The 22,407-nt window shown below is 73.3% G+C and carries 22 protein-coding genes and 1 rRNA gene (1 of these 23 cut by a window edge); 14 read left to right on the top strand and 9 right to left on the bottom strand.

Annotation, left to right across the window (positions count from 1 at the left end; all coding sequences use genetic code 11):
- Both O7542_RS14220 and tyrS read right to left on the bottom strand, forming a co-directional pair.
- Window positions 1-121 (bottom strand): 16S ribosomal RNA (locus O7542_RS14220) (it extends 1,394 nt beyond the left edge of the window).
- 611 nt (window positions 122-732) lie between these two features.
- Window positions 733-2,016, bottom strand: a complete 1,284-nt coding sequence (gene tyrS / locus O7542_RS14225) for a tyrosine--tRNA ligase (protein ID WP_104114322.1) — start codon at window positions 2,014-2,016, stop codon at window positions 733-735.
- A gap of 107 nt (window positions 2,017-2,123) precedes the next feature.
- On the opposite strand from tyrS, the gene O7542_RS14230 reads away from it, so the two are divergent.
- From O7542_RS14230 to O7542_RS14245, 4 genes are all read left to right on the top strand, one after another.
- A complete protein-coding gene (locus O7542_RS14230) occupies window positions 2,124-2,507 on the top strand; it encodes a PaaI family thioesterase (protein WP_176722761.1) in 384 nt (127 codons plus the stop codon).
- A gap of 71 nt (window positions 2,508-2,578) precedes the next feature.
- Window positions 2,579-3,805, top strand: coding sequence for a divalent metal cation transporter (locus O7542_RS14235; RefSeq protein WP_274478078.1), 1,227 nt, complete (start codon window positions 2,579-2,581; stop codon window positions 3,803-3,805).
- On the top strand, window positions 3,802-4,182 hold the full coding sequence (locus tag O7542_RS14240; RefSeq protein WP_043324905.1) for a hypothetical protein: 381 nt from the start codon (window positions 3,802-3,804) through the stop codon (window positions 4,180-4,182). The genes O7542_RS14235 and O7542_RS14240 overlap by 4 nt, the downstream gene beginning before the upstream one ends.
- Complete coding sequence (locus O7542_RS14245; protein ID WP_210887273.1) at window positions 4,169-4,486, top strand: PRC-barrel domain containing protein; 318 nt, start codon at window positions 4,169-4,171, stop codon at window positions 4,484-4,486. The genes O7542_RS14240 and O7542_RS14245 overlap by 14 nt, the downstream gene beginning before the upstream one ends.
- 25 nt (window positions 4,487-4,511) lie before the next feature.
- Here the strand turns inward: O7542_RS14245 and O7542_RS14250 are convergent, their stop codons facing one another.
- The 3 genes from O7542_RS14250 to O7542_RS14260 all read right to left on the bottom strand — a co-directional run bounded on the left by O7542_RS14250 (window position 4,512) and on the right by O7542_RS14260 (window position 7,152).
- The gene (locus O7542_RS14250) at window positions 4,512-5,867 is read right to left on the bottom strand and encodes a hemolysin family protein (RefSeq protein ID WP_043324907.1); all 1,356 of its coding nucleotides are present in this window, start codon (window positions 5,865-5,867) and stop codon (window positions 4,512-4,514) included.
- Window positions 5,868-6,012: 145 nt separating this feature from the next.
- Window positions 6,013-6,639, bottom strand: coding sequence for a hypothetical protein (locus tag O7542_RS14255; protein ID WP_043324908.1), 627 nt, complete (start codon window positions 6,637-6,639; stop codon window positions 6,013-6,015).
- A 9-nt stretch (window positions 6,640-6,648) separates the two neighbouring features.
- Window positions 6,649-7,152, bottom strand: a complete 504-nt coding sequence (locus O7542_RS14260) for a GNAT family N-acetyltransferase (protein WP_113973125.1) — start codon at window positions 7,150-7,152, stop codon at window positions 6,649-6,651.
- A 133-nt stretch (window positions 7,153-7,285) separates the two neighbouring features.
- On the opposite strand from O7542_RS14260, the gene ppdK reads away from it, so the two are divergent.
- The 5 genes from ppdK (at window position 7,286) to pflA (ending at window position 14,683) form a co-directional block, all read left to right on the top strand.
- On the top strand, window positions 7,286-9,946 hold the full coding sequence (gene ppdK / locus O7542_RS14265) for a pyruvate, phosphate dikinase (RefSeq protein WP_281606425.1): 2,661 nt from the start codon (window positions 7,286-7,288) through the stop codon (window positions 9,944-9,946).
- Window positions 9,947-9,958: 12 nt separating this feature from the next.
- Window positions 9,959-10,414, top strand: a complete 456-nt coding sequence (locus O7542_RS14270; protein ID WP_281606426.1) for a hypothetical protein — start codon at window positions 9,959-9,961, stop codon at window positions 10,412-10,414.
- A 170-nt stretch (window positions 10,415-10,584) separates the two neighbouring features.
- Window positions 10,585-11,595: an alcohol dehydrogenase AdhP gene (adhP, locus tag O7542_RS14275; protein ID WP_281606427.1), complete on the top strand. Its 1,011-nt coding sequence runs from the start codon at window positions 10,585-10,587 to the stop codon at window positions 11,593-11,595.
- 62 nt (window positions 11,596-11,657) lie between these two features.
- The gene (pflB, locus tag O7542_RS14280; RefSeq protein ID WP_281606428.1) at window positions 11,658-13,901 is read left to right on the top strand and encodes a formate C-acetyltransferase; all 2,244 of its coding nucleotides are present in this window, start codon (window positions 11,658-11,660) and stop codon (window positions 13,899-13,901) included.
- A complete protein-coding gene (gene pflA / locus O7542_RS14285) occupies window positions 13,898-14,683 on the top strand; it encodes a pyruvate formate-lyase-activating protein (RefSeq protein ID WP_051611069.1) in 786 nt (261 codons plus the stop codon). The genes pflB and pflA overlap by 4 nt, the downstream gene beginning before the upstream one ends.
- Window positions 14,684-14,695: 12 nt before the next feature.
- Here pflA and O7542_RS14290 read toward each other — a convergent pair whose 3' ends face one another.
- The gene (locus O7542_RS14290) at window positions 14,696-15,166 is read right to left on the bottom strand and encodes a cyclic nucleotide-binding domain-containing protein (protein WP_043324912.1); all 471 of its coding nucleotides are present in this window, start codon (window positions 15,164-15,166) and stop codon (window positions 14,696-14,698) included.
- Between the two features lie 158 nt (window positions 15,167-15,324).
- On the opposite strand from O7542_RS14290, the gene O7542_RS14295 reads away from it, so the two are divergent.
- Both O7542_RS14295 and O7542_RS14300 read left to right on the top strand, forming a co-directional pair.
- The gene (locus O7542_RS14295) at window positions 15,325-16,233 is read left to right on the top strand and encodes a universal stress protein (RefSeq protein WP_281606429.1); all 909 of its coding nucleotides are present in this window, start codon (window positions 15,325-15,327) and stop codon (window positions 16,231-16,233) included.
- 71 nt (window positions 16,234-16,304) lie between these two features.
- On the top strand, window positions 16,305-17,189 hold the full coding sequence (locus O7542_RS14300) for a universal stress protein (RefSeq protein ID WP_281606430.1): 885 nt from the start codon (window positions 16,305-16,307) through the stop codon (window positions 17,187-17,189).
- Window positions 17,190-17,379: 190 nt separating this feature from the next.
- On the opposite strand, the gene O7542_RS14305 is transcribed toward O7542_RS14300, so the two are convergent.
- Complete coding sequence (locus O7542_RS14305) at window positions 17,380-18,006, bottom strand: CE1759 family FMN reductase (RefSeq protein ID WP_281606431.1); 627 nt, start codon at window positions 18,004-18,006, stop codon at window positions 17,380-17,382.
- Window positions 18,003-19,103 carry an LLM class flavin-dependent oxidoreductase gene (locus tag O7542_RS14310; protein ID WP_043324916.1) on the bottom strand — a complete coding sequence of 367 codons (1,101 nt, stop codon included), beginning with the start codon at window positions 19,101-19,103 and terminating at the stop codon, window positions 18,003-18,005. The genes O7542_RS14305 and O7542_RS14310 overlap by 4 nt, the downstream gene beginning before the upstream one ends.
- Before the next feature lie 139 nt (window positions 19,104-19,242).
- Here O7542_RS14310 and O7542_RS14315 point away from each other — a divergent pair, with 139 nt between their 5' ends.
- The 3 genes from O7542_RS14315 to O7542_RS14325 all read left to right on the top strand — a co-directional run bounded on the left by O7542_RS14315 (window position 19,243) and on the right by O7542_RS14325 (window position 20,881).
- Window positions 19,243-19,881 (top strand): DNA-3-methyladenine glycosylase, encoded by a 639-nt coding sequence (locus tag O7542_RS14315; RefSeq protein WP_104114297.1) that lies wholly within the window; start codon window positions 19,243-19,245, stop codon window positions 19,879-19,881.
- 146 nt (window positions 19,882-20,027) lie between these two features.
- Entirely contained in the window at window positions 20,028-20,462 is a 435-nt protein-coding gene (locus O7542_RS14320) for a hypothetical protein (RefSeq protein ID WP_030502457.1), read from the top strand.
- Between the two features lie 65 nt (window positions 20,463-20,527).
- Window positions 20,528-20,881 (top strand): MmcQ/YjbR family DNA-binding protein, encoded by a 354-nt coding sequence (locus tag O7542_RS14325; RefSeq protein ID WP_281606432.1) that lies wholly within the window; start codon window positions 20,528-20,530, stop codon window positions 20,879-20,881.
- A 50-nt stretch (window positions 20,882-20,931) separates the two neighbouring features.
- Here O7542_RS14325 and argH read toward each other — a convergent pair whose 3' ends face one another.
- Complete coding sequence (argH, locus tag O7542_RS14330; protein WP_281606473.1) at window positions 20,932-22,395, bottom strand: argininosuccinate lyase; 1,464 nt, start codon at window positions 22,393-22,395, stop codon at window positions 20,932-20,934.
- Window positions 22,396-22,407 lie beyond the last annotated feature (12 nt).

Here is a 22,407-nt window from a genome sequence, read left to right on the forward strand (position 1 = left end):
TTGCTCACGTGTTACTCACCCGTTCGCCGCTCGAGTACCCCGAAGGGCCTTTCCGCTCGACTTGCATGTGTTAAGCACGCCGCCAGCGTTCGTCCTGAGCCAGGATCAAACTCTCCAACAAAAACTTTGTCGAACAGCATCCTGGCAACAAAAGTGTTGCCAAAGGAATCCCAACCAGCAACCATTCCAAAGAATAGCCACCAGTCCGGGGTATAAAACAATTGGCACTGGCTTTACAAGCACCCTGTTGAGTTCTCAAAGAACAACCACACACCAACCACCAGGCCCCGCATCAGCAGAACCCCCAGCCGGGGCATTTCGTTCAACCACCCGCCGCTCTCGCGCCGGGCACTTTTACTACGTTACCCGGTGGTTTCTGCCGTGTCAAACCGGTGTCAACCGGTTTGTCGTGCATCACCTTTTTACCGGGCACCCCGATTCAACCGACTTCCGTCGGTCGTTCCGAGGAATTCGGCAGGCCGGCCGCCCGCGGTTTCCCGCTGGCTCGTCCGTTTCCCTGCCGGCCGATAACCTTACCCGGTCGGTTCCGCCTCGCCAAATCCGCCTCCCGGCGAATCCGGGGCACCACCCGGTTCTCAGGTCCTGCGCTCCGGCCTTCCAGGTCTTTCGCCTGTTTCGTCCGTTCCGCGCTGGCAGAGAGAAAGTTACGCGCCCAGCGGAGTGATCGTCAAATCCGCTGGGCGCGTCCCGCGTCACATTGTCGACAACGGACTATCCGCGCAGCTCGACACCGGCGAACGAGCGCTTGCCCCGGCGCAGCACGAGGTACCGGCCGTGCAGCAGGTCGTCCGCCGACACGGTGGCGTCCACCTCGGAGATCCGGGTGTTGTTCACGTACGCGCCACCCTCGGCGATCACCCGGCGAGCCTCCTTCATGCTCGGCACCAGGCCGGACTCCTTGAGCAGGCCGGCGACGTCCGGCAGCTCGTCGAGGCGCACCAGGCCGGCCTCGGTCAGCGCGGCGCGCAGCGTCTCCGGGGCCAGCTCGTCGAGCGAGCCCCGCCCGAACAGCGCCTGGCTCGCCGCGACCGCCTGGGCCGTCTCCCGCTCGCCGTGCACCAGCGTGGTCAGCTCCTCGGCGAGCGCCCGCTGGGCCAGGCGCGCCTGCGGGCGTTCCGCGGTCGCCTTCTCCAGCTCCTCCAGCTCCTCACGGGAGCGGAAGCTGAAGTACCGCAGGTAGCGGCTGACGTCCCGGTCGTCGGCGTTGACCCAGAACTGGTAGAACGCGTACGGGCTGGTCATCTGCGGGTCGAGCCAGATCGCGCCGGACTCGCTCTTGCCGAACTTGGTGCCGTCGGACTTCGTCACCAGCGGGGTGGTGAACGCCTGCACCGGCCCGGCGCCGCGCCGGCGAACGTAGTCCACCCCTGCGGTGATGTTGCCCCACTGGTCGGAGCCGCCGTACTGGAGCTGGCAGCCGTGCCGGCGGTGCAGCTCGAAGAAGTCGTTGGCCTGCAGCAGCTGGTAGCTGAACTCGGTGAAGCTGATGCCCGTCTCCAGGCGCGCCCTGACCACCTCACGGGCGAGCATCTTGTTCACCGGGAAGTGCTTGCCGACGTCGCGGAGGAACTCCACCACCGACATCTCGCCGGTCCAGTCCAGGTTGTTGACCAGTTGCGCCGCGTTCTCCCCGGTGTACGTGACGAACGGCGAGAGCTGCTCGCGGATGCGCTCCACCCAGCCGGCGACCACGTCGGGCGAGTTGAGCGTCCGCTCGGCGCTCTCCTTCGGGTCACCGATCTGGCCGGTGGCGCCGCCGACCAGCAGCAGCGGACGGTGCCCGGCGAGCTGGAGCCGGCGCGCGGTGAGGACCTGCATGAGGTGGCCGACGTGCAGGCTCGGGGCGGTCGGGTCGAAGCCCACATAGAACGTGGCCTGCCCGCCCCCGAGCAGGTCGCGCAGCTCGTCGAGGCCGGTCGAGTCCTGGATCAGGCCCCGCCACAGCAGGTCGTCGGTCAGGGAGTCCCGCCCCTGCGGGAGGTTGCTGTCGGTCACGGTCACCGATTCTCCCCCATTACCGGACCCGGGCCGTACCGGGTTTGCCGAGGTGCGGCCGACTAGGCTGGCGGCGCCGTCGAACGCGAGGAGGAACCGCGGTGGACATGCCGAACCTGACCGGTGGCTTCGTGGCCCTGCTGGGCCTGACGTTCGACGAGGTCAGCGGGGACCGGGTGGTGATCCGGTGGAAGGTGCGCCCGGAGCTGCACCAGCCGTACGGGATCCAGCACGGTGGCGTCTACTGCTCGGTGGTCGAGACGGCGGCCAGCATCGGCGGCGCGCTCTGGCTGGGCGACAAGGGCAACGTGGTCGGGGTGTCGAACCAGACCGACTTCCTGCGCGCGGTGCGCGACGGCGAGCTGACCGCCGTCGGCACGCCCGTGCACCGGGGCCGCAGCCAGCAGCTCTGGCTCGTGGAGATCACCGACGCGGACGGCCGGCTGGTGGCCCGCGGCCAGGTGCGCCTGCAAAACCTGACCGCCTCCTGACGCATTCGCCCGAAACCGGGCACTGACGCCGATATCGTCGCCTCGGTGAGATCGTCCGCTCCCGAACCGACGTGAGGAAGCTGTTCGCCGCCACGCTCGGCGTGCTGTCGGCCGTCGGCGGCTTCGTCGACATCGGTGACCTGGTGGCGGCCAGTCAGGCCGGCGCGCTGTTCGGCATGGCCCACACCTGGGTGCTGCTGGCCGGCGTGGTCGGCATCTGCGCGTACGCGGAAATGGCCGGCCGGATCGCGGCGGTGAGCGGGCGGGCGGTCTTCGACCTGGTCCGGGAGCGGCTCGGGCCGCGGGTGGCGCTGCTCAACCTGGTCGCGTCGTGGCTGGTCACTGTGGTCACGCTCGCCGCGGAGCTGGGCGGGGTGGCGCTGGCGCTGCAACTGGCCACCCGGGTGAGTCACCTGTTCTGGGTGCCGCTCGCCGCGCTGGCCGTCTGGCTGGTGCTGTGGCGGCTGCGCTTCGAGCTGATGGAGCGGATCTTCGGCCTCGCCGGGCTGGCGCTGCTGGTGTTCGCGGTCGCGCTGGTGGCGCTGCCGACCGACTGGCCGGAACTCGGGCAGGGCGCGTGGCAGATCAGCGCGGCCGGGCACGGCTGGCCGCTGTACTGGTTCGTGGCGGTGGCGCTGTTCGCCTCGACGGTGAGCCCGTACGAGGTGTTCTTCTTCTCCTCCGGCGGCGTCGAGGAGCGCTGGAGCGCGGCGGACCTGGCGCGGGCCCGGTCGAACGTGCTGATCGGCTTTCCGGTGGGTGGGTTCCTGGCGTTTTCGCTGGTCGCCGTGGCGACGGTGGCCTACCACCCGTCCGGGGTGTCGCTCAGTACGCTCGACGAGGTGGCGCGGCCGGTGGCCACGGCGCTCGGTGGCGCCGGCCTGGCCACCGCCGTGCTGGCGTTCTTCGCGGTGACGTTCGGCGCGGCGCTGGAGACGGGCCTGTCGGCGGCGTACGCGGCGGCGCAGTACTTCGGCTGGCAGTGGGGCAAGCGTGTCCGCCCCCGGGAGGCGGCCCGGTTCCACAGCGTCCTGCTGGTCGGTCTGCTGCTCGGCGTGGTGATGCTGATGACGACCGTGGACCCGGTGCGGCTGACCGAGTACATGCTGGTGCTGAGCGCTGTGGTGCTGCCGCTGACGTACCTGCCGATCCTGGTGGTCGCGAACGACAGGGGGTACCTCGGCGACCGGGTCAACGGGCGCTGGATGAACCTGCTCGGCGCGGTGTTCCTGCTGCTCATCGTCGCGGCGTCGGTGGCCGCGATCCCACTGGCGATCATGACGGGGATGGGTCCATGAGGGTTCAGCTGGCCAAGCGGCTGCTCGACCGGCAGATCGTCGACGTGGACGGGCGGCTGGTCGGGCGGGTCGACGACATCGCGTTCGCAGTCGACGACGAGGGCTTCCCGTACGTGGACAGCCTGCTCACCGGGCAGGGGGCGCTCGGGGAGCGGATCGGCGGGCGGGTCGGTCGGCTGCTCGTGGCGGTGGCGGACCGGTTCACCGACGACCCGCCGGTGCCGCCGTTGCGCGTACCGCTGTCGCAGGTCGCCCACGTGGACAGCGCGGTGCGGCTGCGCTGCCGGGCGGCGGACCTGCCGCCGTCGCCGGTGGAGGCGTGGCTGCGCCGGCACCTGATCGAGCACATTCCCGGGTCCGGCCGTGCGAGCGGGTGAGCTGCTCGGCCGTACCGCCTACGACCTGCACGGGCGGCGGCTGGGCCGGGTGGTGGACGTGGTGGTGCGCGGCGGGTGGCCGCCGGACCGGCTGCGGATCACCGACGTGATCGTCGCCGGGCACTGGTGGACCCGGGTGATCAGCCGCCTGATCGGCCCGGAGCTGCACCCGTCCGGGCCGTGGCTGCTGCGGATGGTGGCCCGGCTGGTCGGGCGCAGCACCCGTCAGGTGCCCGCCGACGCGGTGCAGCTGCTTCCGCCGGTGCCCGGCTTCCCGTTCGGCCCGCCGGCCGGACGCCGCTGAGGGCCGAGTTGCCGGACGCCGTCCGTCAGCGGCGCGCCTCGTCGAGTTCCGGGGCGTCGGCCGGCTCGCCGGCGTCGTCCGCGGCGTCGTCGTCCGGGGAGTCGTCGCCGCGGCCGCGCCGGCGGACACGCACCTCGGTGATGGCCCGCTGGTCGACGTCGGCCACCGCCAGCTCCCAGCCGTCGACGGTGACCTGCTCCCCCGCCACCGTCGGAATGTGCCCGAGGCAGATCAGCACCAGCCCGGCGACGGTGGTGTAGTCGCCCGCCGGCCGGTTCGGCAGCTCCACGCCCAGGTCGGTCAGGTCGTGCACCGGGAACGTGCCGGGCAGCACCAGCGTGCCGTCCGGCTCGGTGCGCACGGAACGCAGGTCGCGGTCGGTCTCGTCGTAGATCTCGCCGACGATCTCCTCGAGGATGTCCTCCAGCGTGACGATCCCGTCGACCGCGCCGCGCTCGTCGACCACGAGCGCGATGTGCTGGCGTTCGGCCTTGAACTGGCGCAGCGCGTCGACCACCGGCAGCGAGTCGGGCAGCAGCATGGGCGGGCGGGCGATCTCGTCGACCGGCCGGTCGTCGGAGACGCCGACCAGGTCACGCAGGTGGATGACGCCGACCGCGTCGTCCAGGCCGCCGTGGCGGACCACCGGCGCCCGGGAGTGGCCGGTCGCCGCCAGGACCAGCCGCGCGGCCTCCGCGGTGGTGCCGCTGTCGAGCGTGAAGACCTGCAACCGGGGTACGAGCACAGCCCGCAACTGCCGGTCCGCGATCTCCACCGCACCGGCGATGATCGTGCGCTGTTCCTTGGTGAAGCCGTGGTTGCCGGCCACGATGTCGCGCAGCTCGTCCGGGCCGATCTCGTCCGGCTCGGCCTTCGGGTCCAGGCCGAACAGGCGTACCACCAGGTCGGTGGTGGCGCCCAGCAGCCAGACGGCGGGCCGGGTGATGCTGGAGAGCAGGTCCAGCGGGCGGGCCACCAGCAGCGCCCACCGCTCGGCCGACTGCATCGCGATCCGCTTCGGGGCCAGCTCGCCGAAGACCAGCGTGACGAACGTGAGCACCAGCGTCACCGCGACGATGGCGACGGTCTCGGCGGCGTTGCCGAACACGCTGAGCAGCGGCACCAGCGGCCGGGCCAGCGAGACCGCGGCGGCGGCGGACGCGAGGAACCCGGCGAGCGTGATGCCGATCTGGATCGTGGCCAGGAACCGGTTCGGATCCTTCGCCAGGCGGGCCAGTGTCCGTCCGCCCCGGCCGCTGCGCTCCAGCCGCTGCACCTGGCTGTCCCGCAGGGACACCAGGGCCATCTCGCTGCCGGCGAACGCCGCGTTGAGGATCACCAGCACACCGACCAGGGCCAGCTGGCTCCAGTAGCTCTGCACGACCGGTTATCTCCCTCGACCCGATCCGGGCCGGCCGACGGCCGACCCGCCGGCCGGCAGATCCGGTCGGCGTGGCCCCTCTGTGCCCCGCGGGCCCGCCGCTGAATCATGACCGGCCCCGGTGTCACCCGCCGGGGGCCGGGGCTCAGGCCGGTACGGGCAGGTCGAGCACGTACGCGCCGCCCTCGGGCCGGAATCCGAGCCGGTGGTAGTAGGGGGCGACCATGCCGGGCGGGCTGACCACGCGGCGGAAGCCCCGGTCGGTGAACAGCCGGCTGCGCCGGTAGACGAACTCGCCCGGGGTGAAGTCCCGGAACGGCGGGGTCACGTAGTCCAGGTCGATCTGGGCCACGCCGCCCGGTTCGGCGTGCGAGAGCATCACGCCGACCACCTCGTCGGCGCGTACCACCAGGAACGCCGAGCGGTCGTCGGCGTCGGCGTCCCAGCGGAAGCCCGGGTTGAAGCGGGCGATGTCGGCGGCGTGCACCCGCAGCGTGTGCGCCAGGAAGGCGTCGCCGGTGCCCACCTCGACCACCTGGTAGGTCTGCTCGTCGTGCCGGGTGGCCAGCAGCTTGCGCAGGTACCAGACGTTGATCACGGCGAGCACCACGTTCAGCCCCACCATCGGCCACACCTGCACTGCGGTGTTGTAGCCGATCAGGATGAGGCAGCCGACCAGGTTGAGCGCACGCAGCCGCAGGATCCGGGTCTGCAGCAGGGACCAGACCAGCAGCGCGGAGCCGGCCCAGCCGACGAGTTCCAGCCAGTTCACCCGGGGAGACTAGCGGTCTGCCTGGTCAGGCCCCTCGGCGGGCAGCTCCAGCACGTACTCCTCGACCTCGGCGCCGCGCGCCGGGGCGTACCCGGAGTCCTCGCCGACCACGACGAAGCCGCACTTGCGCAGCACCGCGAGCGAGGCGGCGTTGTCCTTCGCGGCGCGGGCGTGCAGCGGCCGGTGCGGCACCTCGCGCAGCAGCGCGCGCAGCGCCGCGGTGGCGTGGCCGCGCCCCCAGTACGCCGCGTCGATCCAGTAGCTGACCTCGGTCTGCTCGCCGACCGGGAACGCCGCCACCCGCCCGACCAGCCGGCCGTCGACGGTGACCGCGCGGTTCACGATGCGCGCGTCGGCGCGGATGCGCGCCCAGTGCGCCTCGAACGCGGCCCGGTCGGACGGGTCCTTCGGGCCGAACGCGGCCATCCAGTTCGCCTGCGGGTCCTGCTCGTGGGCGAAGAAGGCGGGCAGGTCGTCGTCGCGCACCGGGCGGAGCAGCACCTCGTTTGTCACGGCCGGAACGATACGGGCCCCCTCCGACACGGTCGGGACCTCCGGCCCGGTGTGTGTCCCGTCCGGCCCTGCCGCACGGCCGGCCGGCCCGGTTACCAAGGAGGTGCAACGACGCAGTCGAGGAGGCCGGACCATGTCGAAGTACGTCTACGACTTCATCGAGGGTGACCGCAGCCAGGCCGACCTGCTCGGCGGCAAGGGCGCCAACCTCGCCGAGATGACCCGTCTCGGGTTGCCGGTGCCGCCCGGGTTCACCGTCACCACCGACGCGTGCCGGGCGTACCTGGCCACCGGGGCGCCGCCGGCCGGGCTGTACGAGGAGATAAACGCGCACCTGCGGGAGGTGGAGGCGCGGCTGGACCGGTGGCTGGGTGACCCGCGTGACCCGCTGCTGCTGGCGGTGCGCTCCGGCGGGCGGTACTCGATGCCGGGGATGATGGAGACGATCCTCGACATCGGGCTCAACGACACCACCGTGGCGGGGCTGGCCGCCCGCACCGGCGACGAGCGGTTCGCGTGGGACTCGTACCGGCGGCTGATCCAGATGTTCGGCCGCACCGTGCACGGCATTCCGGGCGACGAGTTCGAGCACGAGCTGGCCGCGCTGCGGGCCACCGCCGGTCCGGGCGGGCCGGGCGCCGGGCAGCTGCGCGACCTGGTCGACACGTACAAGAAGATCTTCGCCCGGCACGTCGGGCACGACTTCCCGCAGGCCCCGCACGAGCAGCTGTTCCTGGCCGTGCGCGCGGTGTTCGAGTCCTGGCACTCGGAGCGGGCCCGGATCTACCGGCGGCAGGAGCGCATCCCGGACGACCTGGGCACCGCCGTCAACGTGATGGCGATGGTGTTCGGCAACCTCGGCCCGGACTCCGGCACCGGGGTGGCGTTCACCCGTGATCCGGCCACCGGCGCACCCGGCGTGTACGGCGACTACCTGAGCGACGCGCAGGGCGAGGACGTGGTGGCGGGCATCCGCAACACGGTGCCGCTGACCGAGCTGGCGAACCTCGACCCGGTGAGCTTCCACCGGCTGCGGGAGATCATGGCGACGCTGGAGCGGCACTACCGCGACCTGTGCGACGTCGAGTTCACCATCGAACGCGGGAAGCTGTGGATGCTCCAGACCCGGGTCGGCAAGCGCACCGCGGCGGCGGCGTTCGTGATCGCCGCGCAGCTGGCCGAGGAAGGGCTGATCACCGCCGACGAGGCGCTCACCCGGGTCACCGGCGCGCAGCTCGCCCAGCTGATGTTCCCGGCCTTCGACGCCGCCGGCGCGCCCGAGCCGCTCGCCGTCGGCGTCGGCGCCTCCCCCGGCGCCGCGGTCGGGCGGGTGGTCTTCGACTCGGCCGCCGCGGCGGCGTCCACCGGGCCGGTGATCCTGGTCCGGCCGGAGACCAACCCGGACGACCTGCCCGGCATGATCGCCGCGGCCGGGGTGCTCACCTCGCGCGGTGGGAAGACGTCGCACGCCGCCGTGGTGGCCCGCGGCATGGGCCGGACCTGCGTCTGCGGGGCCGAGGCGCTGACCATCGACGTGGAGCGCGGCGAGTTCACGGTGGGCGAGCAGGTGGTGCGCGCCGGCGAGGTGATCTCGATCGACGGCACCAGTGGGCGGATCTGGCGCGGCGAGGTGCCGGTGCAGCCGTCCCCGGTGGCCCGGTACCTGACCGGTGAGCTGCGGCCGGAGGCCGACCCGCTGGTCGCCGCCGTGCACCGGCTGCTCGGGCACGCCGACGCGGTACGCACGCTCGGCGTCCACGCCAACGCCGACACCCCGGACGACGCGCGCCGGGCCCGTGAGCTGGGCGCCGAAGGGATCGGTCTGTGCCGCACCGAGCACATGTTCCTCGGCGAGCGCCGGGAACTGGTCGAGCGGCTGATCCTGGCCGACGGCCCGGCCGAGGTCGGCGCGGCGCTGGACGCGCTGCTGCCGTTGCAGCGGGCCGACTTCGTCGGGCTGCTCACCGCGATGGACGGGCTTCCGGTCACGGTGCGGCTGCTCGACCCGCCGCTGCACGAGTTCCTGCCTCCGCTGGCCGAGCTGACCGCCCGGGTGGCGGGCGCGCAGGCGCGCGGCGAGGAACCGGGCCACGACGGCGTGCTGCTGGCGGCGGTACGGCGGATGCACGAGACGAACCCGATGCTGGGGCTGCGCGGCGTGCGGCTCGGGCTGGTGGTGCCGGGTCTGTTCGCGATGCAGGTGCGGGCGCTGGCCGAGGCGGCCGCGCAGCGGGTCCGGGCCGGCGGTGACCCGCGCCCGGAGATCATGGTGCCGCTGGTAGGGGACGTGCGGGAACTCGCCGCGGTGGCGGACGAGGCGCGGCGGGTGCTGGCCGGGGTGCCGGACGCGCCGGAGATCCCGATCGGCACCATGATCGAGACGCCCCGGGCGGCGCTGACCGCCGGGGACATCGCCGCCGAGGCGCGCTTCTTCTCCTTCGGCACCAACGACCTGACGCAGATGACCTGGGCGTTCTCCCGGGACGACGTGGAGGGGGCGTTCTTCTCCACGTACCTGGAACGGGGGATCTTCCCGGTGTCGCCGTTCGAGAGCATCGACGCCACCGGCGTGGGCCGGCTGGTCCGCCTCGCCGTCGCCGAGGGGCGGGCGGCCCGGCCGGACCTGACCGTCGGGGTGTGCGGCGAGCACGGCGGCGACCCGGACTCGATCGGGTTCTTCGCCGCGGCCGGGCTCGACTACGTCTCCTGCTCGCCGTACCGGGTGCCGGTGGCGCGGCTGGCCGCCGGCCGGGCCGCCGTCGAGGCCCGTACCGAGAAGTCCGACTCCCGCTAGGAGGGCAGCGTCATGACCGCCATCTTCAACCCGACCGGTCCGGCGGTCGCGCCGGTCCCCCGCCCGGCGCCACCGCAGGCCGCGACTCCGCCCACGACGCCCACCCCCACCCCGGCCGGGCCGGTCGGCCCGGTGCTGGAGCTGCCCGGGGACGCCGCGCTGGTGCCGGTGCACCGCGACGGCCGTCCGGTCGGCGTGTTCGTCGCGGCCGGCGGCCGGGTCCGCTACCGGCGCGTGGTCGAACCGGACCAGCTCGTCGCCGCGGCCACCGGCGCGTTCGCGGTGGCCGCGCTCACCGCCGCCGTGGCGGTGTGGTCGCGGCGCCGTCCGCCGTCGGTCGGCACCGTCACCATGGGGCCGGGCGGCTGGGTCAGCCTGCGCGGCCTGCCGGCGCCCCGGCTGCGCCCGGACGACCGGCCATGGTGGGCGCGCGTGCTGCGGGCCCGCCGCCTGGTCGTCGACAGCTGAGCACCCAGGGGTACGGCCGCCGGTACGTCACCGGCGGCCGTACCGCCGTTCTCCCGTCGGCTCTCGGCGGAGGGGCCGTTGGTCCCGGGTCACCGCGGTCCTGCGCCCCTGCCCGGCGGCGCCCGGACCGACGACGCTGAGGGTGAGAACGAGACCGAGGGAGGCCCCCGATGCGCGCCAGTGTCGTCACCGCGTTCGACCGTCCGATGGAGATCACCGAGCGTCCCGTGCCGGAGGTCGGCCCGGGCGAGATCCTGGTCCGCGTCGAAGCCAGCGGACTCTGCCACACCGACATCCACGCAGCCCGCGGCGAGTGGCCGGTGAAGCCCACCCCGCCGTTCGTACCCGGTCACGAGGGCGTCGGCCTGGTCGAGCAGGTCGGCCCCGGCGTCACCGAGCACGCCGTCGGCGACCGGGTCGCGCTGCCCTGGCTCGGCTGGGCCTGCGGCACCTGCGCGTACTGCGTGACCGGCTGGGAGACGCTGTGCGAGTCGCAGCGCAACACCGGTTACAGCATCGACGGCGCGCACGCCGAGTACGCGGTGGCCTCGGCCCGCTACGCGGTCCGCGTGCCCGACGGCGTGGACCCGTTCGAGGCCGCGCCGCTGACCTGCGCGGGCGTCACCACGTACAAGGCCGTCAAGGTCGCCGGGGTACGGCCGGGCGAGCGGGTCGCGATCTTCGGCATCGGCGGTCTGGGTCACCTCGCCCAGCAGTACGCGCAGATCTTCGGCGCCGAGACGGTCGCGGTGGACGTGACCGCCGAGAAGCTGGAGCTGGCCACGTCGCTGGGCGCCGCGCACACTGTCGACGCCGCCACCACCGACCCGGTCGAGCGGATCACCGCGCTGGGCGGCGTGGACGTGGCGATCGTGCTGGCCGCCAGCCCCCGGGTGATCGAGCAGGCGCACCGCTCGCTGCGCCGCGGCGGCCGTCTGGTGCTGGTGTCGCTGCCCGCCGACAACGCGGTCACCCTGCCCGTCTTCGAGACGGTGCTCAAGGGCATCACGGTGCTCGGCTCGATCGTCGGCACCCGCGCCGACCTGGCCGAGGTCTTCGCGCTGCACGCCGCCGGCCGCACCCGGGTCGTCTACGAGACCCGCAAGCTGGACGACATCAACGACGCGGTGGACGACGTCCTCGCCGGCCGGGTCGCCGCCCGGCTCGTGCTCCAGCCCTGACCCCCGCCCCCGGTCCCCGCACCCGCGGGGACCGGGCCGCCGACGCCCGGAGAGGGACCGACATGACCGCCACCGAACCCCTGGCCCCCTGGCGCGGATTCCACGCCGGCGCGTGGCAGGAGACAGTCGACGTGGCCGACTTCGTCCGCCACAACCACGAGCCGTACACCGGGGACGCCTCGTTCCTGACCGGGCCGACGCCGCGCACGCTGGCGGTGTGGGACCGGCTGCGGGACATGTTCCCGGAGGAGCGGCGCCGCGGCGTGTACGACGTCGACGCGGCCACCCCGTCGACGATCACCTCGCACGCCCCCGGGTACATCGACCGGGAGCGGGAGCTGATCGTCGGGTTGCAGACCGACGCGCCGCTGCGGCGGGCGATCATGCCGGCCGGCGGGCTGCGGATGGTGGAGACGGCGCTGCGCGCGTACGGGCGTGAGCCGGACCCGCGCGTGCACGAGATCTTCACCCGGTACCGCCGCACGCACAACGACGCGGTGTTCGACGCGTACCCGGAGACCGTGCTCGCGGCCCGGCGCTCGCACGTCATCACCGGCCTGCCCGACGCGTACGGACGCGGGCGGATCATCGGCGACTACCGCCGGGTCGCGCTGTACGGCGTGGACCGGCTGATCGAGGAGCGCCGCGCGCTCAAGGCGGCGCTGGACGACCGGCGCAGCACCGACGACGTGATCCGCGACCGGGAGGAACTGGCCGAGCAGATCCGCGCGCTCGGCGAGCTGAAGGAGATGGCCGCCTCGTACGGCTTCGACATCTCCCGCCCGGCCGTCACCGGCGCGCAGGCGATCCAGTGGCTCTACTTCGCCTACCTGGCCGCCACGAAGGAGCAGAACGGCGCCGCCATGTCGCTCGGCCGCACCGCCGGGTTCCTCGACGCCTACCTGCGGCGGGACATCGCCGAGGGGCGGCTGGACGAGAGCGGCGCGCAGGAGCTGATCGACGACTTCGTGATCAAGCTGCGGATCATCCGCTTCCTGCGCACCCCCGAGTACGACCAGCTCTTCTCCGGCGACCCGACCTGGGTCACGGAGTCGCTCGGCGGGATGGGCGCGGACGGCCGGCCGCTGGTCACCCGCACCACGTTCCGCTACCTGCAGACGCTGTACAACCTCGGCCCGGCGCCGGAGCCGAACCTGACGGTGCTCTGGTCGCCGCGGCTGCCCGAGGGGTTCAAGCGGTTCTGCGCCCAGGTGTCGCTGGACACCAGCGCCATCCAGTACGAGAACGACGAGCTGATCCGCCCGGCGTACGACGACGACACCGCGATCGCCTGCTGCGTGTCGGCCATGCGGGTCGGCCGGGACATGCAGTTCTTCGGCGCCCGGGCGAACCTGGCGAAGGCGCTGCTGTACGCGATCAACGGCGGCCGCGACGAGCTGTCCGGCGCGCAGGTCGCCCCGCCGGCCGCGCCGGGCGGCGGCGAGACGCTCGACTACGACGAGGTGCTGGCCGCGTACGACCGCACGCTGGACTGGCTGGCGCAGACGTACGTGGACGCGCTGAACGTGATCCACCACCAGCACGACAGGTACGCCTACGAGCGGCTGGAGATGGCGCTGCACGACCACCCGGTGCGCCGCTTCATGGCCACCGGCATCGCCGGCCTGTCGGTCGCCGTGGACAGCCTGTCGGCCATCCGGTACGGCCGGGTCAAGGTGCTGCGCGACGAGTCCGGGCTGGCGGTCGACTACGCGGTCGAGGGCGAGTTCCCGACGTACGGCAACGACGACGACCGGGCCGACGAGATCGCGGTGTGGCTGGTCGAGACGTTCGCGGAGAAGCTGCGCCGGCAGCGCACGTACCGCGACGCGGAGCTGACCATGTCGGTGCTCACCATCACCTCGAACGTGGTGTACGGCAAGCACACCGGCAACACGCCGGACGGGCGGCGCGCCGGTGAGCCGTTCGCGCCGGGGGCGAACCCGATGAACGGGCGGGACACGCACGGCCTGGTCGCGTCCGCGCTGTCGGTGGCGAAGCTGCCGTACGACGCGGCCCGCGACGGCATCTCGCTGACCGGCACCGTCACGCCGGACGGCCTGGGCCACACCCGCGACGAGCGGATCGCGAACCTGGCCGGGGTGCTCGACGGCTACGCCGACGCCGGCGGGTTCCACCTCAACGTCAACGTGCTGGACCGGGACACGCTGCTGGACGCGATGGCGCACCCGGAGCGGTACCCGCAGCTCACCGTCCGGGTCTCCGGGTACGCGGTGAACTTCGTGCGGCTCACGCCGGAGCAGCAGCGCGACGTGGTGTCGCGGACCTTCCACGGGTCGCTGTGAACGGCCGCCCGCCCGCGCCGCCGCAGGTGACTGCGGCGGCGCCGGGGTGCGTCACCGGCGCTGTGCACTCCTGGGACACCTCGGTCGGGGTGGACGGGCCGGGCACCCGGTTCGTGGTCTTCCTGGCCGGTTGCCCGCTGCGCTGCCGCTACTGCCACAGCCCGGACACCTGGTACGGCCGCAGCGGCCGCCGCCGCAGCGTGGACGAGATGGTCGCGCTCGCCGGCCGGTACCGCCGGTTCATCCAGGTGGCCGGGGGCGGCGTCACTGTGAGCGGCGGGGAGCCGCTGCTGCAACCGGCGTTCACCCGGGAGCTGCTGCGGCGCTGTCACGTCGACCTGGGCCTGCACACCGCGCTGGACACCTCCGGCTTCCTCGGCGTCCGCGCCGACGACACGCTTCTGGACGCCACCGACCTGGTGCTGCTCGACGTGAAGGCGGGCAACCCGCAGACGTACCGCCGGGTCACCGGCACCGGCCGGCTCGCGCCGACGTTGCGGTTCGCGCAACGGCTGGCCGACCGGGGTACGCCGATGTGGATCCGGTACGTGCTGGTGCCCGGCCTGACCGACGCGGTCGACGAGGTGGAGCGGGTGGCCGACATCGCGGCCGGGCTGGCCACGCTGCAGCGCGTGGAGGTGCTGCCGTTCCACCGGCTCGGTGCGCACAAGTACGCCGAGCTGGGGCTGACGTTCCCGCTGGCGGACACCGAGCCGCCTGATGCCGACCTGCTGACCCGGGTACGCGGTCAGTTCGCCGCCCGGGGTCTCACCGTCACCTGACCGCGCGCCGGTTCAGCTGGCTGCGGCCGTCGGGTAGCCGTAGAGGTCCAGCAGCCGGACCCGGGACGCCTGGAGGCGGTCCACCACCACGCTCATGAACCGGCTGGTGAGCTGGCGGCCGAGCGTGTCGTCGGACTCCATCAGCCGGCGTACCCCGTCGGCGTCGAGTTCGACGGCGGTGCTGCGCTGGGTGGCGACCGCGCCGAACTGCCAGCGGTACGGCGGGAACAGCCAGGACCAGCCGAGCACGCCGCCCGGGCCGATCGTCTCGATGCCCACGTCGCCGCGGCCCGGCACCGGGAAGTCGAGCGCCACCTGGCCGCCGCGGACGAGCCAGAACCGGTCGGCCGGCGCGCCGGCGCGGAACAGCCGGTGCCCGGGGTGCCAGACCACCGGGCGGGCGTACCCGGTGAGCCGGGGCAGCCACTCGTCGGGCAGCCCGGCCAGGAAGGGGTGGACGCGGAGCATCTCCAGCGGGGTCATCGCGCCTCCAGGATCGACAGGAGGGAGCACTGGTTCCCATTCCACCTCGCGAACGGCCCGGCCGGTAGGGGCCGATGGTCCCGGCTGTGCCGGGCGGATCGACTCTGCCCAGGTGGGAGCCGTCGGCGCAGGCTGAGGGGGAACCGAAGGAGGACGTGATGACCGACAGGACCGGTGCCCCCGTCGTGGTGGGCGTGGACGGCTCCCCGTCCGCGCTGGACGCGGTACGGCTGGCCGCACGAGAGGCGGTGCTGCGGCACCGGCCGCTGCGGGTGGTGAACGCCTTCCTGTGGCCGCTGGTCGGCACGCCGCTGGGCATGGTCGCCCCGGTGCTGCCCGACATCGAGCTGCGCCAGGAGGCCGAGAAGCTGGTCGAGGAGGCGGTGGACGAGGCCCGCAAGGTCGACGCGGAGCTGGCGGTGACCGGCGCGGTGGTCGACGGCGGGCCGGTCGTGGTGCTGCTGCGGGAGAGCCGCGACGCCGCGCTGCTCGTGCTGGGCCACCGTGGCCTGGGCGGCTTCGCCGAACTCCTGGTCGGCTCGGCGGCGGTGCAGCTCTCCGCCCGCGCGGACTGCCCGGTGCTCGTCGCCCGGGGCGAGGCCCGCGCCGACGGCCCGGTGGTGGTCGGCGTGGACGGCTCCGCGCTGTCCGACGAGGCGGTCGGGTTCGCGTTCGCCGAGGCCGCGGCGCGCGACGCCGAGCTGGTGGTGGTGCACACCTGGCTGTACCCGCAGCCGGTGAGCTACCGCGAGGCGTTCGGCGACGTCCTGCCGCTGGCGTACGAGCCGGAGCAGTTGCGCGCCGACGAGCAGCGGGTGCTGGCCGAGGCGGTCGCCGGCTGGACCGAGCGCTACCCGGAGGTCACGGTGCGGCCGAAGCTGGTCGCCGCCGCCACGCCGGCCCGGGTGCTGGTCGAGGAGTCCGTCGGGGCGCAGCTGACGGTGGTCGGCGCGCACGGGCGGGGTAGCCTCGGCTCGCTGCTGCTCGGCTCGGTCAGCCACGCCGTGCTGCACCACTGCCACAGCCCGCTGGCCGTCGTCCGGCACCGCGGGGGCCGGGAACGCTGACCCCGGTTCGGCGGTCCCGGCGCCGCCGGGACCGCCACAATGGCCTGAGCCGACCGGAGGGAACAGACCTGATGAACCGACCCGTCGTGGTGGGAGTGGACGGATCGCCGTCCAGCCTGGCCGCCGCCGACCTGGCTGCCGCGACCGCCGTGGCACGTTCCCGGCCGCTGGTGCTGGTGCACGGCTACCTGCACCCGCTCGGCTACGGCGTGCCGCTCAACCCGTACGACCTGGGGGTGCCGGCGCCCACCGCGGAGTCGGAGAAGATGCTCGAGTCGGTCGCCGCCGACCTGACCGAGCGGCACCCGGGCCTGCGGGTACAGGTGCGCCAGGTGGCCGGCGGTCCGGGCGCGACGATGGTCGAGGAGTCCCGCCGCGCCGAGCTGGTGGTGGTGGGCAGCCGGGGCGTGGGCGGTTTCGCCGGCCTGCTGCTCGGCTCGGTCAGCGGGCAGCTCGCGCAGCACGGGCACTGCCCGGTGCTGATCGTCCGCCCGGAAGAGCAGCCGATTCCGGTGGACGGGCCGGTGCTGGTCGGCGTGGACGGCTCCGACTCGGCCGCGTACGCGATCGAGCTGGCTGCCGACGAGGCCGAGCGGCGCGACGCGGAGCTGGTGCTGATGCACGTCCGGTCGCCGGAACGCGGCGCGGTGGCGCCCGAGGTCGCGGCGGAGGCCTCCACCGCCGAGCGGGCCGAGGCGGCGGGACTGCTGGCCGAGGCCGCGGACCGGGTCCGGTCGGCGCATCCGGGCCTGCGGGTGACGGAGCGGTCCGTCACCTCCCCCTCGCCGGAGACTGCGCTCGTCGAGGCCAGCGGCGACGCGGCGCTCGTGGTGGTCGGCTCCCGGGGCCGGGGCGGCTTCGTCGGGCTGCTGCTCGGCTCGGTCAGCCAGGCAATGGTGCAGCACTCCCACTGCCCGGTGCTCGTCGCCCACCGGCCCGAGCCGGCCGACGACTGAGCCGCCTCGCGGGCGGCGGCCCCGCGCCGGCCCTGTCCGCCGGGCCGCCCGGCGCGAGAGATGTCTTCCGAGCGATATGACTGAGAGGCATAAATAAATATGCCTCTCAGTCATATCGAGTTTCCGGCGTGGTTTCGCCGGGACGGTAACGCTCGGTAGCGGTCGCCTCCGCGCCGCACCGCCCCCGGCGTCAGGCCGGGTCGCGGCCGGCGAGCAGGTCGGCGAAGTCGGTGGTGAGCGCGAACGGGTCGGCCGGGCCGGTCGCGGGCGGGCGGCGGTCCACCTGCTCGGCCAGCTCGGCGGCGGCCCGGCGGATCCGGGACCGCAACGCGCTGTCCCCATCGTCACCGGCCCAGTCCTCCGGCGCGGCGAACACCGCAGTGGGCAGTGTCGCCGCCCGCAGGTACGTGAACATCGGCCGGACCGCGTGCTCCAGCGCGAGGGAGTGCCGGGCGGTGCCCCCGGTCGCCCCGATCAGCACCGGCTTGCCCGCGAGCGTGTCCCGGTCGATCACGTCGAAGAACGACTTGAACAGCCCGTTGTAGGACGCGTTGAAGATCGGCGTCACCGCGATCAGCGCGTCGGCGGCCGCCACGGCGTCGAGTGTCTGTCGCAGCGCGGCCGGCGCGAAGCCGGTGAGCAGGTGGTTCACCACGTCGTGGGCGTGCTCGCGCAGCTCCACGGTGCGCAGTTCCACCGTCGCGCCGCGGCCGGCCAGCTCGTCGCGGGCGGCCGCGGCGAGCTGGTCGGCGAGCAGACGGGTGGACGACGGCTGGGCGAGCCCGGCCGAGACGACCGCCAGGGTACGGCTGGTCATCGCTGCTCCCCGTCGGCCGGCGCGGCGTCGCGGGCGGCAAGCAGGCCGGCGTGGGTGGGCGCCTCGGGCACGTGCGCGGGACGCAGCGAGTCGAACTCCTTGCGCAGCACCGGTACCACCTCCTCGCCCAGCAGGTCGAGCTGCTCCAGCACCGTCTTCAGCGGCAGGCCGGCGTGGTCGATCAGGAACAGCTGCCGCTGGTAGTCGCCGACGTACTCGCGGAAGCCCAGCGTCCGGTCGATGACCTGCTGCGGGCTGCCCACGGTCAGCGGCGTCTCGCGGGTGAACTCCTCCAGCGACGGGCCGTGCCCGTAGACCGGGGCGTTGTCGAAGTAGGGGCGGAACTCGCGTACCGCGTCCTGGGAGTTGCGGCGCATGAATACCTGCCCGCCGAGGCCGACGATGGCCTGGTCGGGCGAGCCGTGGCCGTAGTGCGCGAACCGCTCCCGGTAGAGGCCGACCATCCGCTGGGTGTGCTCCTTGGGCCAGAAGATGTGGTTGGCGAAGAAGCCGTCCCCGTAGTACGCGGCCTGTTCGGCGATCTCCGGGCTGCGGATCGAGCCGTGCCAGACGAACGGCGGCACGCCGTCGAGCGGGCGCGGGGTCGAGGTGAACGCCTGCAACGGCGTACGGAACCGGCCCTTCCAGTCGACCACGTCCTCGCGCCAGAGCCGGCGCAGCAGGTCGTAGTTCTCGATGGCCAGGGGGATGCCGTTGCGGATGTCCTGGCCGAACCACGGGTAGACGGGCCCGGTGTTGCCGCGCCCCATCATCAGGTCCACCCGGCCGTCGGCGAGGTGCTGCAGCATCGCGTAGTCCTCGGCGATCTTCACCGGGTCGTTGGTGGTGATCAGCGTGGTCGCGGTGGACAGCAGCAGCCGTTCGGTGCGCGCGGCGATCCAGCCGAGCATGGTGGTCGGCGACGACGGCACGAACGGCGGGTTGTGGTGCTCGCCGGTGGCGAAGACGTCCAGGCCGACCTCCTCGGCCTTGAGCGCGATGGCGGTCATGGCCTTGATCCGCTCACGCTCGGACGGCAGTCGCCCGTTTGTCGGGTCGGGGGTGACGTCACCGACGGTGAAGACTCCGAACTGCATGACCAGCTCCTCGCGTGGGGTCCGGACCGGTCGGCCCGGGATCGCTCCTCACAACATATTTGACGAGTCAACTATTCCGGTGGCCGCCCGCCCCGGCGTGGCCCGGATCACGCGCCTCCCACCGACTACCCTTGCCGCGATGACGTACCCCTGGCTCTCCGCGCCCGCCGCGCAGGTAGCGCAGACCGCGCGGACGCTGCTCGGCTGGACCGTGTCGGCCGGCGGCGTCACGGTACGCCTCACCGAGGTGGAGGCGTACGCGGGCACCGGCGAGGACCCGGCGTCGCACGCCCACCGCGGGCCGACGCCGCGCAACCAGGTCATGTTCGGGCCCGCCGGGCACGTGTACGTGTACTTCGTGTTCGGCATGCACTGGTGCGCGAACATCGTCTGCGGGCGCGACGGCGAGGCGGCGGCGGTGCTGCTGCGCGCGGGCGAGGTGGTCGGCGGCGTCGAGACCGCCCGCGAGCGCAGGCCGCGCGCCGCCGACCGGGATCTGGCCCGCGGGCCGGCCCGGCTCGTCACCGCGCTCGGGATCGGGCGGGACGCGAACGGCACCTCGGCTATCGACGGCAGCGGCCCGCTGCTGCTGACGCCACCGGCGAGCCCGGTCGACCCGGCGCACATCGTCGCCGGGCCGCGTGTCGGGGTCGCCGCCGCGCACGACCTGCCGTGGCGGTTCTGGCTGGCGGACGAGCCGAGCGTGAGCGTCTACCGGCGGCACACCCCGCGTCGCCGGCCCGCTCCGGCCGCCCCGGTGCGGAACTCGCCGGCCTGAATCGGCCGTTCCGGGCAACCCGGGACACCCCGCGGCGCGTCTGTGGTGGCATGACGCGCCGACCCTTCACCATGCGTTGTGGTCACGGTGTTTTACACGAAGGGCTTTCAACGGGGTGTTGACAACGGGCCATTCTTGGGTGTGGGATGGACGACATGGTCACCGTGGACAACGACCCGTTCACCGCTCCGGATGCTGCCCAGGCACGGGCGCACCGCAACTACGCGGCGCTGCTGCGGATCGCCGAGCGGCACGCCGGCACCAACTCCCGCCGCCGTCGCTACGCCCACCCCGACGTGCCCGACGCCTACGAGGCGGCCACGCTGGTGATGGCGCTCGCCGGGGGCGCCGAGCTGGACGAGGGTGAGGAGCCGGTCGACCAGGCCGACCTGATGGCCGCGCTGACGCTCATCCCGCACGTGCGCTCCGAGGTGGACGCACTGGAGGCCGGGCTGCTCCAGGTGGCCCGCGGCCGGGGCATGACCTGGCAGGCGATCGCCTTCGGGCTGGGGCTGGGCAGCGCCCAGGCGGCCCGGCAGCGCTACGAGCGGCTCACCGTCCGCACCGGCACCGGCGACTGACCGGCGGCGCGCACTGTCACAGCCGCGGGCAAGACTGTGCCCGACGACGGCACGGGGAGGACGCGATGACGCGCGAGGAGATGCTCGCCTACTGCCTGGCCAAGCCGGGAGCCTGGCTCGACCGGCCGTGGGAGGGCGACGAGGTGGTGAAGGTGGGCAGCCGGATCTTCGCGTTCCTCGGCTCGCCCGACGGTGAGGCGCGGGTCGGGGTGAAGTGCGGGGCGTCCCGCGAGGTGGCCGACGAGTGGCTGCACCGGTTCCCGGCCGACGCGCGCCCCTCCCCCTACATCGGCCGGTCGGGCTGGAACACGCTGCGGCTCTCCGGCGGCATCTCCGACGACGAGCTGGTCGAGGCGGTCGACGGGTCGTACGACGCGGTGGTGGCGAAGCTCCCCAAGCGCGAGCGCCCCACCGGTTGACCGGTGTGATCCGGGGGCAGGCGGGTGCCTGCCCCCGGATCAGCCGCAGGTCAGCGGGGGACGACCCGCTCGGCGGCCCACTCGCGCCAGCCGGTCAGCTTGTCCGCCGCGGCGGCGAGCTGGTCGGCGACCGGACCCGGGCCGGTGGAGCCGGGCGTGATGCGGGCGGCCAGCGCCGAACGCACCGACAGCACGTCGCGCACCGAAGGGTCCAGGTGCTCGCTGACGGCGGCCAGGTCGGCGTCGGACACCTCGTCCAGCGCGCAGTCGCGGGCCGCGCAGAGCGCCACCAGCTTGCCGGTGATCTCGTGCGCGTCGCGGAACGGCACGTTGCGCCGGACCAGCCAGTCGGCGACCTCGGTGGCGAGCGAGAAACCCGACGGGGCGCTCGCCACCAGCCGGTCCACCCGGACCGTCATCGTGGAGATCATCCCGGCCAGCGCGGGCAGCAGCAGCTCCAGCGTGTCGACCGCGTCGAACGCCGGCTCCTTGTCCTCCTGCATGTCCCGGTCGTACGTCATGGGCAGGCCCTTGAGCATGGTGAGCACGCTCATCAGGCCGCCGACCAGGCGGCCGGACTTGCCCCGGGCCAGCTCGGCGATGTCCGCGTTCTTCTTCTGCGGCATGATCGACGAGCCGGTGGCGAACGCGTCGTCCAGCTCGACCCAGCCGAACTCCTGCGACGTCCAGAGCACCACCTCCTCGCCGAGGCGGGACAGGTGCACGCCGATCATCGCGGTGACGAACAGGAACTCGGCGACGAAGTCGCGGTCCGCGACCGCGTCCATCGAGTTGGCGAACGAGGTACGAAAGCCCAGCTCCTTGGCGACCGCCACCGGGTCCAGCGGCAGCCCCGACCCGGCCAGCGCGCCCGCGCCGAGCGGGCTGATCGCGGTCCGCTCGTCCCAGTCCCGCATCCGCTCCAGGTCGCGCAGCAGCGGCTGCACGTGGGCCAGCAGCCAGTGCCCGAACGTCACCGGCTGGGCGTGCTGCAGGTGCGTCATGCCCGGCGCGGCGGTGTCCACGTGCCGCTCCGCCTGCTCGACGAGGGCCTCGGCCAGCTCGACCAGCCGGGCCGCCACCCCGCGGGCGTGGTCACGCAGGTAGAGCCGCAGGTCGGTGGCGACCTGGTCGTTGCGGGACCGGCCGGCGCGCAGCTTGCCGCCGAGGCTGCCCAGCCGCTCCAGCAGGCCACGCTCCAGCGCGGTGTGCACGTCCTCGTCGTCGATGGTCGGGCGGAACGCGCCGGAGGCGCACGCCGCCTCCAGGTCGTCCAGCGCGGCAAGCATCCGGCCCAGTTCGTCCGGGTCGAGCAGGCCGGCGCCGGCCAGGACCCGGGCGTGCGCGCGGGAACCGGCGATGTCGTACGGGGCGAGGCGCCAGTCGAACTGGACACTCACCGACAGCCGCGCGAGCGCCTCGGCGGGGCCGCCGGCGAACCGGCCGCCCCAGAGGCTCGTCCGGTTGGCGGGGGCGCTGTTCTCGGTCAGGCTCTTGTCGTCCACCCCACCCATTGTGGTGCCCCC

Origin of the sequence: Micromonospora sp. WMMC264 (assembly GCF_027497275.1) — a bacterium.
Lineage (GTDB): Bacteria > Actinomycetota > Actinomycetes > Mycobacteriales > Micromonosporaceae > Micromonospora > Micromonospora chalcea.